14 protein-coding genes and 3 tRNA genes are annotated in these 11,300 nt (G+C 63.2%); 5 read left to right on the top strand and 12 right to left on the bottom strand.

Annotation, left to right across the window (positions count from 1 at the left end):
- Positions 1-169: 169 nt before the first annotated feature.
- Both QMX78_RS03500 and QMX78_RS03495 read left to right on the top strand, forming a co-directional pair.
- Positions 170-245: transfer RNA gene (locus QMX78_RS03500), tRNA-Gly, on the top strand.
- A 72-nt stretch (positions 246-317) separates the two neighbouring features.
- Positions 318-391: transfer RNA gene (locus tag QMX78_RS03495), tRNA-Cys, on the top strand.
- A 254-nt stretch (positions 392-645) separates the two neighbouring features.
- Here the strand turns inward: QMX78_RS03495 and QMX78_RS03490 are convergent.
- Positions 646-1,737 (bottom strand): 4Fe-4S dicluster domain-containing protein, encoded by a 1,092-nt coding sequence (locus tag QMX78_RS03490; RefSeq protein ID WP_282266570.1) that lies wholly within the window; start codon positions 1,735-1,737, stop codon positions 646-648.
- The gene (locus QMX78_RS03485) at positions 1,734-2,021 is read right to left on the bottom strand and encodes a hypothetical protein (RefSeq protein WP_282266568.1); all 288 of its coding nucleotides are present in this window, start codon (positions 2,019-2,021) and stop codon (positions 1,734-1,736) included. The genes QMX78_RS03490 and QMX78_RS03485 overlap by 4 nt, the downstream gene beginning before the upstream one ends.
- A gap of 180 nt (positions 2,022-2,201) precedes the next feature.
- Between QMX78_RS03485 and QMX78_RS03480 the strand changes: the two genes are divergently transcribed.
- The 3 genes from QMX78_RS03480 (at position 2,202) to QMX78_RS03470 (ending at position 4,251) form a co-directional block, all read left to right on the top strand.
- Positions 2,202-2,585: a group III truncated hemoglobin gene (locus QMX78_RS03480; protein ID WP_282266566.1), complete on the top strand. Its 384-nt coding sequence runs from the start codon at positions 2,202-2,204 to the stop codon at positions 2,583-2,585.
- Positions 2,586-2,670: 85 nt separating this feature from the next.
- Complete coding sequence (hemN, locus tag QMX78_RS03475) at positions 2,671-4,083, top strand: oxygen-independent coproporphyrinogen III oxidase (protein ID WP_282266564.1); 1,413 nt, start codon at positions 2,671-2,673, stop codon at positions 4,081-4,083.
- Between the two features lie 81 nt (positions 4,084-4,164).
- Positions 4,165-4,251, top strand: a tRNA-Leu gene (locus QMX78_RS03470).
- Between the two features lie 70 nt (positions 4,252-4,321).
- On the opposite strand, the gene QMX78_RS03465 is transcribed toward QMX78_RS03470, so the two are convergent.
- From QMX78_RS03465 to QMX78_RS03420, 10 genes are all read right to left on the bottom strand, one after another.
- On the bottom strand, positions 4,322-5,251 hold the full coding sequence (locus QMX78_RS03465) for a site-specific integrase (protein ID WP_282266561.1): 930 nt from the start codon (positions 5,249-5,251) through the stop codon (positions 4,322-4,324).
- A gap of 174 nt (positions 5,252-5,425) precedes the next feature.
- On the bottom strand, positions 5,426-5,614 hold the full coding sequence (locus QMX78_RS03460) for a hypothetical protein (RefSeq protein WP_282266559.1): 189 nt from the start codon (positions 5,612-5,614) through the stop codon (positions 5,426-5,428).
- The gene (locus QMX78_RS03455) at positions 5,611-6,837 is read right to left on the bottom strand and encodes a DNA cytosine methyltransferase (protein ID WP_282266557.1); all 1,227 of its coding nucleotides are present in this window, start codon (positions 6,835-6,837) and stop codon (positions 5,611-5,613) included. The genes QMX78_RS03460 and QMX78_RS03455 overlap by 4 nt, the downstream gene beginning before the upstream one ends.
- A 213-nt stretch (positions 6,838-7,050) precedes the next feature.
- Complete coding sequence (locus tag QMX78_RS03450; protein ID WP_282266555.1) at positions 7,051-7,506, bottom strand: hypothetical protein; 456 nt, start codon at positions 7,504-7,506, stop codon at positions 7,051-7,053.
- A 1-nt stretch (position 7,507) separates the two neighbouring features.
- A complete protein-coding gene (locus tag QMX78_RS03445; RefSeq protein ID WP_282266554.1) occupies positions 7,508-7,924 on the bottom strand; it encodes a hypothetical protein in 417 nt (138 codons plus the stop codon).
- The gene (locus QMX78_RS03440) at positions 7,914-8,354 is read right to left on the bottom strand and encodes a DNA N-6-adenine-methyltransferase (protein ID WP_282266553.1); all 441 of its coding nucleotides are present in this window, start codon (positions 8,352-8,354) and stop codon (positions 7,914-7,916) included. The genes QMX78_RS03445 and QMX78_RS03440 overlap by 11 nt, the downstream gene beginning before the upstream one ends.
- Positions 8,347-8,625, bottom strand: coding sequence for a hypothetical protein (locus QMX78_RS03435; RefSeq protein WP_282266552.1), 279 nt, complete (start codon positions 8,623-8,625; stop codon positions 8,347-8,349). Before QMX78_RS03435 ends, QMX78_RS03440 begins: the two co-directional genes overlap by 8 nt.
- A complete protein-coding gene (locus QMX78_RS03430) occupies positions 8,622-9,500 on the bottom strand; it encodes a hypothetical protein (RefSeq protein WP_282266551.1) in 879 nt (292 codons plus the stop codon). Before QMX78_RS03430 ends, QMX78_RS03435 begins: the two co-directional genes overlap by 4 nt.
- Positions 9,497-10,846: a reverse transcriptase domain-containing protein gene (locus QMX78_RS03425; RefSeq protein ID WP_282266550.1), complete on the bottom strand. Its 1,350-nt coding sequence runs from the start codon at positions 10,844-10,846 to the stop codon at positions 9,497-9,499. The genes QMX78_RS03430 and QMX78_RS03425 overlap by 4 nt, the downstream gene beginning before the upstream one ends.
- Positions 10,843-11,283: a four helix bundle protein gene (locus QMX78_RS03420; RefSeq protein ID WP_282266549.1), complete on the bottom strand. Its 441-nt coding sequence runs from the start codon at positions 11,281-11,283 to the stop codon at positions 10,843-10,845. The genes QMX78_RS03425 and QMX78_RS03420 overlap by 4 nt, the downstream gene beginning before the upstream one ends.
- Between the last annotated feature and the right edge of the window lie 17 nt (positions 11,284-11,300).

The following is an 11,300-nucleotide window of genomic DNA, read 5'->3' as shown; positions in this document are numbered from 1 at the left end:
GTGCCGAGCCATGCTCGGCAAGGGGCCTTCCCGATAAAGCTCCAGCCGAGCATGGCTCGGCTCTACAGGGGTTGCGGATCCAACGCAGGCAGCCAAACAAGCCATGTGAAAGGAATTGTTAAAAAGCGCTGGCGTGCCCCTGCCGAAGTCTGTATGATTCGCCCACACCGCGGGAATAGCTCAGTTGGTAGAGCGCAACCTTGCCAAGGTTGAGGTCGCGAGTTCGAGTCTCGTTTCCCGCTCCAAATCGGAAAGGGCCCCCGCAGCGGGGTCTTTTCATGTCGAGGTGGTGTAGTGCTTCGGCGGTGCAATAGTTTGGCCTGGTAGCAGAGTGGTTATGCAGCGGATTGCAAATCCGCGTACGCCGGTTCGATTCCGACCCAGGCCTCCAAGTAGCAAGCAAAAAGCCCTGAGAGATCGGGGCTTTTTTGTTTCCTGCGATTTGTCGCTGGTTGCCAGGTTGCCAGGTTGCCAGGTTGCCAGGTTATCGGGATTCGGCGGTGAAGCGCCCAGTTTGCCGCGCACTATCGAGCGCAGAGCATGGTATCGCTGCACCAACTCGCCCATCGCAATCGGCTGGGCTCCACGGGGCGTTGTGGGCATACCGATGACCATGCAACACGCCCTGCGCTTGAGCCTTGCGGCTTACACCGCCCCTGCAATGCTGGCGCCGGTGAATATCGCCAGCACGCTGCACAGTAGCGTGATGCAGGCAAACACCAGTGGCTTGATTCGCAGTCCAGAGATGACGGCATCGCCATCGTTTGCCGGACGGGCGCGAAGGATCAGATCCAGTGGGTAGTGCTTGCTGGCCATTGCATCGTCACAGGCGTCCATGCAATTGCCGCATTCGATGCAGCTGCTGGAGCGGCCATTGCGGATGTCCAGGCCGATCGGGCAGGCGGCAACGCAGGCGCCGCAATCGGTGCAGTCTCCGAGGTGAACCGGGCTGAAGTTGGGCATGGCGCCGGCAATGGCTGGGTGGGCGGCGCGGAAGACATAGTCGGCCGCAGTGCTTGCATCGAGCAGGCCGCGTGAACGATGCAATACGCTGGCGTTGTCCTGGCCGCGTTCGCCGCGCGGCTCCCCACGTGGCGCGTTGTACTGGATGCAGGGCGTGCGCGCATCGGCAATCAACGGTTGGATGCGGCTGTAGGGGCAGAGATAGCTGCAGACCTGTTCATGCAGGTACACCACGTTTGCCCAGGTCGCCAGGCCGTAGAAGCTGATCCAGAAGAATTCCCAGCCGCTGAGCGTAAGTGTGAGCAAGCCCTGCGCGAGCTCCCCGATGGGCGTGAAGTAGCCCACAAAGCTGATGCCGGTCCACAGCGAGATTGCCGCCCACAGTGCGTGTCGAAGCGGTGTTGCCAATGGCTTCGCCCTGCCTTTGAAATCGGTCAGGCGGGTCAGTCTACGGAACAGGCGGGTCAACACCGTCTGCGGGCAGGCATAGGTGCACCACAGGCGCCCGTAAAGGCTCGTGGCAAGGCAAAGCAGGGCCAGCGCGGCCAGCGCAAACCATAGCAGCGGCAATGACTGCTCCGGTTGCATCGAAATACCGGTAACCTGGAATTGGCGCGCATCAATGTCGAGCAGCAACCAGGGTTTACCGCCCCAGTGCAGCCAAGGCAGGCCATAGAACGCAGCCAGCATTGCCAAGCTGGTGAACTGGCGGAATCTATCGCGCTTGCGAACGATGCCGGCGCTGGCTTCGCCGATGCTGCGCACCGGGTTCATTCGAAGACTTCCTCCTGCTCGCTTGCCGGGCGCATCAGCAGCGCCGTCACCCCGCACGCGCACAACGTGCCCGCCCAGAACATGAAGAAGCCCAGCGAATAGCCAACTTCACGGCTGATCACGTGCTGCGGGAAGCTGATCTGCTGCAGTTCCAGCGGGTCGATGAAAGCAAAAAAGACCGCCGACATCACCGCTGCTGTAAAGAAGCTGGGCCACACCACGGCGCCCAGGCGTTGGATCATTGGCAGTGAGCGGCGGGTGCTGGCGTCGGCAGAAGCGGTCATTGTGGATTCCTGGGTGCCTCGTGGCGAAGGAATAGAATCGGGTGGGCGGCTCGGCGGTATGGCCGCAGCTGGCAGCCCGGTGTGCAAGGCTAGGGGGTGTGCGGATGGGCGTCGTTGATCCTGATCAAGCGGGCCTTGGCCGGGCGTAGTAGGTTCTGACTAGGTGGCAGGAGGTGGGTTGTGCGGGCTGGGCCGGATGTTTGCAGTGAGGAAGAGGTGGACCGGCTGGTGCGGCGCTTCTACGCGCGGGTGCGCGAGGACGCGGTGCTTGGGCCGATATTCGAGGCGCGGGTGCATGATTGGGAGGCGCATCTGCTGCAGCTGATTGATTTCTGGTCGGCCCTGCTGCGTGGAACCTCGCGCTTCAATGGCGCGCCGATGCCCAAGCACCTGGCGATTCCCGGACTGGAGTGGCCGATGTTCGAGCGCTGGCTGGCGTTGTTTGCACAGACCACGGCAGAGATGGGCAACCCGACGATGCAGACGTTGGCCGATGAGGCAGCCGGGCGGGTGGCCGGCTCCATCTGGCGTCGATACCACGCCCCTTCGTTCCCGATACTCTGAACGGATGCCGGGTTGGGCCCGTTCATGAATGGGTGAATTGATCTAACTCAAGGCGATGATGCCCGGGCGGGGGCAAGCTGGCGCCATGAACATGCCGCTGCCAACCTCAAATGCTCTGGGCTGGACTTTCGATGCGGACCTGCTGCGCCGGCATGACCGGCCGGGTCCACGCTATACCTCCTATCCAACCGCTCCGCATTTTCATGATGGTTATGGGCAGGCGCAGTTCTGTGCGGCAGTAGCGCGCAGCAACGCGGCGGGGCGGCCGATGTCGCTGTATGTGCATGTGCCGTATTGCAGCAGCCCGTGTTTCTACTGTGGCTGCAACCGCGTAATCAGCCGCGACCGCAGCAAGGGTGAACGCTATGTCGATCAGCTGCTGGTTGAGGCGGACTGGCTTGCGCCGCTGTTTGCGCGCGAACGCGAGGTCGTGCAGCTGCATCTGGGCGGTGGCACACCCAATTTCCTGGAGCCTGCACAGCTGCGTCGATTGATTGGCGGACTGGAGAAGCTGTTCAATTTCAGCCACAGCAGCGCGCGCGACTTCTCGATCGAACTGGATCCGCGCTCGGTCAGCGTCGACGACATCGGTGTGCTGGCAGAGTTGGGTTTCAATCGCGCAAGCCTGGGTATCCAGGACTTCGACCCGCAGGTGCAGCAGGCGATCAATCGCGTGCAGGACGTGGATGAGACGATGGCCATCATCCAGGCTTGCCGTGACCATGGCATGCGTTCGGTCAACGTGGATCTGATCTACGGTCTGCCGCTGCAGACGCTGGCCGGGTTTGGCCGGACCCTGGACACGGTGATAGCCGCGCGTCCGGATCGGTTGGCGATTTACGGCTACGCGCACCTGCCGCATATGTTCAAGGCGCAGCGGCAAATCCAGGATCGCGACCTGCCTGATCCGGAGCAGAAGCTGGCGCTGCTTGGGCTCGCTGTCGAGCGATTGTCAGCCGCCGGATACCAGTACATTGGCATGGATCATTTCGCGTTGCCGGAAGAAGACCTGTCGCGTGCGCAACGTGCGGGCAGCCTGCATCGCAACTTCATGGGCTATACCACGCACGCTGACAGTGACCTGCTGGGGTTGGGCGTCAGTGCGATCAGCCATATCGATAGCAGCTACAGCCAGAACCCGCGCGATCTCAAGGATTGGGAGGCAAAGATTGCCGAAGGCGGTGTGCCGGTATGGCGCGGGCTGGAGCTGGACGACGATGACATGCTGCGTGCTGAACTGATCCAGCAGTTGATGTGCCACGGCAGCGTGGATGGCCGCGCGCTGGCACGGCGGCATGGTGTCGATTTCGACGTCTATTTCGCCGAGGAGCTGATTGCCTTGCAGCACCTGCAGGACGACGGTTTGGCCAGTTGCGATGATGGCGTGGTCATCGCGACCGAACAGGGGCGGCCCTTGTTGCGCCTGATAGCCATGTGCTTTGACCGTTATTTGAAGGCCGCACAGCAGCCTGCGCGTTACTCGCGCGCCATTGGTTGAGATCACATTGGCGGCGGGTTCAGCGCCCCCGCCAATTTTCGCGATTCACAATTGGGCTGCAATCAGGCACGCTATTGCGATGCCCGGATGGCGAAACTGGTAGACGCATCGGACTTAAAATCCGCCGGCCGCGAGGCCATGCCGGTTCGATTCCGGCTCCGGGCACCATTGCAGCACAAGGGTTTCGTCCATTTGTGCTGCAACTATCGAAAAACGGGGTGTGCAGTTTTTGTGCAGCTCACGCCAATTTCGCCATCGCATCAGCCAGGTGTTCCGGCGCAAGGTGCGCATAGCGCCGAGTCATGGCGGTTGATGTGTGGCCCAGGATCTCGGCGACAGTGTGCAACGGAACGCCGGCCTGCACCAACCATGACGCACACGAATGGCGCAGATCGTGCCAGCGCACCGACTCCATGCCCAGGGCGGAACGCGCAGCCTCCCACGAACTGCGCACCCCATCCTCGGTAATCGGCAGCGGCAGCCTCTTTGCAATCTCCAGCACCTTGGGGTGCAGCGGCACCATCTGTAGGGTGGATGTCTTACTGCTGCGATCGAGCCGGATAAAGCCGTTCTGCACTTCATGCTTGGTCAGGCGGAGCAGGTGGCCACGTCGAATGCCGGTGTATGCAGCCAGGCGCACGTAGTCGCCGGCCAGCGGGTTGGGGCAGGCCTGCGCCAGCGCCTCCACCTGAGCAGCAGTCAGGAACGTCTCTCGGGCCTTCTCTGGCAGCAGGGTGATTGCGGCCGGGCGCTCCACCCAACCCCATTCGCGCCACGCCATGCGTGTGATCTGGCGCAGGATTCGGGCCTTGTGGTTGACGGTTGCCGGCGCTTTGTCCATTTCGGCGGCCTTGATCTCCGCCCATACCTGCGAAACCTCGGACAGCTTCCTGCCTGCGATGTAGGGAAGCAGCGCCCGGCAGTGCGCCTTGGTCTTCGTCGCTGACCGCAGGCGCGGCACGTGGTCCAGCAGCCACTTCTCCAACGCATCGGCAATCAGGCGTTCCGGCTCACGACCAGCCGCAACGTCTTTGACGGAGGCGAGCCACTTTCGCTCGTAGGCTTTCGCGTCCGCGTGGCTCCAGTGCCGAGAAGTCTTGCGATACGTTCGTCCGCCGTAGCAGACGGTGACTTGATAGTGGCCGTTGGAACGTTTGGTGACTGGCATGTACTTAGCTTCCTTTTTGCCCACCAGATTTTCAGGTCGATAGGGTGAATACGATCAGATTTCGCGCTGGTCCCGAGTCGGGAGGCATCCAGCTCGCCGGCATCGATGGCTCGTCTGAGCGTCTTGGTCGATACCCCCGAGCTCTCCGCCGCCTGGGACAGCGTCAGCAACCTCTCAGCCGTGCTCATGGGCTTCTCCTTCCAGCGCCGCGCGGGCGCTCTTGATTCGGTCTTCGTTGGCCAGCTCCTGGGCGCGGAGCCGGATGATCTCGTCTGCGGCCGCGGCCAACTGCTCGCGCAGGAAGTCCTTGGGCGGCTGCTTCATGCGCTTGGCCGGCTTGGGGAATAGCTGTGGGACGGTCATGCGACAGCCCTCTGCCGGTAGGTGTGCGCTATCTGGATGCGTTCGCCGATCCACGTGATCACCGGTACCGCGAAGCTGTTGCCCAGCATCTTGTAGCGCGGGCCGTCGGCCATCGGCTTGCCCTTTGAGTTTGGCACCAGTGTCCAGTCGTCTGGAGCGTCCTGCAGTCGTTCGCACTCGCGCGGGGTCAGGCGGCGGACCTGCATGCCTTGCTGCACTGCCAAGTGGCCACCACCGTTCTGATGGCTGTTGGCGTGACCCATGCTGCGCATCGTGCTGGCGATCTCGCCGACGCCGAACCCAGCCTGGCCGCTCGACTTACAGTCGAACGCCACTGGGACCAGTGGCGTGCCACGTCCAGTACCGTCTTCGCTGGCGTCGAAGCCATCGGCGCGCAGGGTGTGGGATACCTCCGGAATCAGTCGGCCGGTGTATGCGTCCTGGCCGGTGTATGCGCCTGGGTGGGTGTCTGCGCAAAGGGTGCCGCAGGTTTCCGGTACTAACTGACCGCGCTCGCCGTCCTCTGCACCGCGCTCTCCAGCGCTGCGCGTAAGGGTGCCGGCAATTCCTTCCCCCGCTTCTCGGCGCGGCGCAGAATCCCCGCGCAGGCTGTCTGGCTCAAGTAGTACCGGCGGTCGACCGGCCCAGTCTCCAGTATCGAGGACAGCGAACACGCGACGGCGCCGCTGCGCCACTCCGAACCACTGCGCGTCCAGCACGCTCCATTCGACAAGTCCGTTCGGGCCGAGCGCCACGCCTTCGTTGCCCCAGCCGTCACGGGGGACATCGAGTTCGCATCCTGCCAATGCCCCAGCCACGACAGCAAAGTCTCGCCCGCGGTTGCTGCTGAAGGCCCCCGGGACGTTCTCCCAGACGAGCCAACGGGCGCCGCAAAAAGTCCGAGCTGCATTGAATATCCTCAGTTGTTCGTGGAACAGTCCGGAGCGCGCGCCGGCCAGACCTGCGCGGTTGCCAGCGACGGATAGGTCTTGGCACGGGCTGCCGCCGATGACGACATCGATGCGGCCCAGTGCCGCTATCTGCTCGTCGGTGATGTCGGTGACGCTGCCCAGGTTCGGGACATGCGGCAGGCGATGTGCAAGCAGCGCACACGGCGCTGGATCAATCTCGGCAACGCCGACGCATTCCCAGCCGAGTGGCGCCCAAGCCAAGTGCGCGGCCTCCATTCCTGAGAACAGCGACAGGTAGCGAATCGCGCTCATACCGCATACCTCGGCTGCGGCCGCACAGGCCCGAACCACAGGGCAGCGGCGTTGTTGATGCGGACCTGCTCGATGTCAGGCACCAGGTCAGGCAGCGGAGCACGCAACCTCCGCATATCATTCGTGCACGGCACGCACACGCTGGACCGACCTTGCTTCCCTGCGCGGTTGAACTGCTGCAGCGGCAGGGAGCGGACGCATTTGGTGCAGGTCTTATGCATCGCTCGCCTCTTGCGGGCTGGGCAGCAGTTTCTGCTGCTGGACATGCTCTATGACCGACAGGCCGGACGGCAGCAGGATGTGCGAGAGGAACGCCGCCTCGAAGGTCAGCATGCCGATCTCAATGGCCGTGACTTGGCCCTTCACCCAGTCGCGCAAGATGGAGTACACGGCGATACCGCCGATCTTCAGCGCCTTGGCTTCGTGATCGGCACGGGTGCCCCGCATGCGGCTGCTGTACGGATGAGCCTTCAGCCAAGCAGCGCCGTAGCCTTTCGCGCTGGCCTTCAGCTGCACCATGCGCCCGCGATGCTCGAACTGCACGAACAGCTCGCCGGTCTCCCAGTCCTCACCAGTGGCGAACCGTTGGCAGCCGAAGGCGCGGAGCATCTTCTGGATTTCGCCGATGGCCTTGTCGCCGCTGGTTGCGTTCTCGTAGGGCAGGGCCATATCACTTCACCCCCTGCGGGCGGGCGGCGGGGAACGCAGGCAGATCTAGCCACCACTGGTAGGGCGGCTGTTCCTTCGGCATCTGGCTGCCGGGCGGCGCGACTGCGTGAGCATGCTCAACGCAATCTTCGTGCTTCGCCCAGAGCCCATCCTCCAGATAGTCGAACTCGTAGTTCTCTGGGTAGTGCGAGTCTTCGGTGTCCAGCCAGCCAACGACCACTAGTCGGCCTTCCGGTGCCGTCTGGATTGGGTTCCACTCCGGCGCGGCGCGCAGGGCGGCAGTGATTGCGCGGATTGCACGATGCTCCATCTCCGTCAGCATTGCTTCGCGGCGAATGCAATCCGGAACGTGCGTGATGCCGTCGCACTCGTACTCTTGGGCCAGCAACTCCCTGGCGCGCTGCTGGTCATCGGTCATGGGTGCCTCCGAACACAAGAAGAACGCAGTCCACCGGACTGTTATGGCCCTTGCCCTCGTACTCCGGCAGCTCGAACTTCGGTCTGCCTTGGAAGAAGCGAGCGCGAGCCCCAAGCTCCAGTGCGCGGTGAAACCACACGACATTCGTGCGAGCCGGTACGAGAAACACGACCAGTTCGGCCGAAGGGGCCATCTCAACGAACGGGCGGATGTTCGACCAAGGCGGGTTGCAGAACACGCGATGGCCGGTCCAGTCGATGGGGCTATCCGCCGTCGAAGCCAGCGGCAGCAGGCCATTGCCAGGCTCGCTTGCTCCGTCGAGCGTGAACCCATATTCGGCATGCAGCGCATCAAACATCCCGCGTGGAGTCCGCCAGTTCTGGTGACGGCCTTTGCCGTACCAATCAACGTATGCGCTGCCGTCAGCCATTGGACACCCCCGCGCCGTGGCTGGTGGGCTGCTTGTCGATCAGCGACTGGCCCAGATCGGTGATGCGCAGGAACCGACCACCTGCGCCAGTTGATTGCACAATCCCCTTGCGGATCTGCTGTTTCACCCAGCGGTCGAGGTCCTCCTGATAGTTGAATGAGCCAAGCAGCTCAGAGGGGAGCTTGCCGCCGGTGTAGCAGGGAAAGGAGCCCTCAACGTTGGTGCCGGAGGTCCACGCCAGCAGAGCCTTCTGGAGTTTGCCGAGCCTCACGACCCCACCTCGGCGCTGGTGGCCTGCAACTTGAACTCCACGTGCTCGGAGAACTCGCTGCCTTCGGGGGCGGGCTTACGGCTGCCTTCGACCTCGACGCACTCGCCCAGCACGACGCCATAACAGATCTGCGGTGGATCATCGGTCCAGCCGTTTTCGTGCGCCTCGTCCCCTGCATCCGACAGCATCGACTCTGCGCTATCGATAGCTGCCTGCAGCGTGTCGTGTGTGGTGAACTCACCAAGCGCCGGATCAGCCGAGAAGTAACACGCATCGCTGCCGCCCTTGGGGCTGTCCGGCAGTCCGTGTGCGCCAGCGCCGACGTACTGACCGGCTTCCAGCTTCGCCATGCGCTGCGACCAGTCGTGCATGTTCTCGCCGCCCTTGGGGCTGGCGTCGATCAGGGCGAGCAAATGCGCGTAGTTGGGCTTAATTCCAGCGGCACGCTTATCGAACATCACAGCAACAGTTACAGCCTCGCGGAACTGCTCAAGGTCTATCCCCGGCGCTGCGGGGGTGCTTGCAGACAACTCGCGAATGCGTGCGCCCCTGATATCAAGCTGTCCGCGCACAACGGCTGCCAGCTTCTCCAGCCCGTTGCGATACAGCCACTGAGCTGCAAGCTCGCCACTGGCAGGATCATAGGCGTCCAAGTCAGGCTCAACCGGCGCTGCGGCGACGGGGGCGGCTGCATAGCCGTCGATCCCGTATGTGCCAATGATCGCCAGTGCATGGCGGCCCTTCGGCAATCCCATAAGCTGCTCTTCGGGCAAGTCGCTGCCGAGGTCAAGATAACCACCTGCGCCAATGTCGAGATACGCCACCGCCTCCTGCGCTGCGGCGGGCTTCGATGCTTCTGTGGTCGTGTTGGTCATTTCGTGATCCTCAGCTGGATGCGCCGGCCTTCGTGGCGGGCAGAGAATTTGCGGGGCTGAGCTGCGGTGCGCAGCCAGGGATATCGGGTGTGCACACCGGACATAAGCCGGTGCGCGTTGGCATGTCGCAGGTGGCCGCCGAAGCTGGAGATGCGCGCGGCGATCTGCCGCAGATCCGCCGGCGTGGCGCGCACTGTGTCGCCTTGCACGTGCTTCCCCTCCCATTCGGCCAAGGCCCGCTGCAGATGGGCCACGACACGCCGGCGGGCGAGGGTGTGGGTCGGGTAAATGACGTAGCCCAGGAAGTCCAAGCCATCGGTCAACCTGCAGAGCTTCTGCTCGGCCTTTAGCTGCAGGCCAAGTCGCTCCTGCAGGAACGCCTCGATCTGATCGCGCCAGGCTGCCAGTTGCTCGCGGTCATGGTGGAAAAGCACGAAGTCATCGACGTAGCGCAGGTAGCGCTTGGCCTTGAGCTGGTGCTTTACGAACTGGTCCAGTGCGTCCAGGTAAACGTTGGCGAAGAACTGGCTGGACAGGTTGCCGATCGGCAGGCCCCGTCCCACCGGTGCATTCGCGAGCCGCTTATGTGGCGGAACCTGCGCGACCTCGGCAGCGGTTGCCCGGCACTGAACCCCGGCATGCAGTGGAGAGTGGCGCAGAAGCGCGTGGGCGGCCTGTTGGACGCGGGCTGGCACCTTGCGTGCGGTCATGCGCTTGCGCAGCACCTGCCACAGCGTAGGTCGGTGGATGCTGTTGAAGAAGTTGGCCACGTCCAGCTGCAGGTACCAGCCGCCACGCTGACCGCTGTGAACCTGTCGTGTGAACTCCTGGGCCCGGCGCACGGCTGCATGGCTGCCGCGGCCCTTCCGATTCGCGTAGCTGTCGTGGATGAAGCTCGGCTCCCAGATTGCCTCCAGCTGCGGCACCAGCCAGTGGTGTACGACGCGATCGGCAAAGTCGGGGGCGTGGATCTCCCGCGCCTTGGGGCGCAATGCAACGAAGCATGTCGATGGACCTGGCTGCCATTGCCCGGCTAGCAGCTGCCGCTGCAACTCCAGCAGGCCCTCGGCCCACCGGTAATCGAAGCGCAGCTGGTTGAAGCTTGGAACCTTCTGGCGGCGTGCACGCCGCCATGCCTGATACAACTCCTGCAGGCTTACATCTCCCTGAAACTCACCGGCACGACGCACGGCCAACGCGAACCCGTTGTTGTTGCGGTGGTTGTTGTTGACGTTGCCGTTGTTGAAATTGACGTTCCACGCGGACGCCGAAGAACCGGCGACCGCCTCCCCGTACACTTGCGACCATGCCGCACAGCCCGGGTGTGGATAGCGCGGCTTCGTCATGGATTGACCCCCGCAGGGGTGGCACGGGTACTCAGTTTCTGGCCGCACTGCGCTACGCGGTTGGCTTGCGCATTCTGGGCATTGGGAGTGCTGAAGCGGCGTTTCCACCCGCCGGCCTGGGCGCCAAGCTCTGCGGCAAGGCGAATCAGCATTTCGAATCGGCGGAAGCTGTTGAAGGCGCGCAACAGCTTCGCCAGCTGCAGGTGTTGCTTGAGCGCGTCGATATCCCATACCAGCTGCGCCACGAGCTCGGCTTGCCGGGCGCGATCACTCCACGCCCTATTGGCGTTGCTGTAGACGGTCATGGCCTGCCGGCGCAGATCCGCGCCCACCTGATAGCGGTGGTACCGCGGGAACTGGCGCACGGCCTTCTCAATCTCTACGAGCAGGAACTCGGCGGCCTTGATGATCGGTGGCGGCTGGTATCGGGATGTCATGGGTCAGCTCATCAAAG

Source organism: Stenotrophomonas sp. PS02298 (genome assembly GCF_029959445.1).
Taxonomy (GTDB): Bacteria; Pseudomonadota; Gammaproteobacteria; order Xanthomonadales; family Xanthomonadaceae; genus Stenotrophomonas.
Note: the sequence above shows the minus strand (reverse complement) of the source record. Positions and strands in the feature narration are given on the sequence as shown.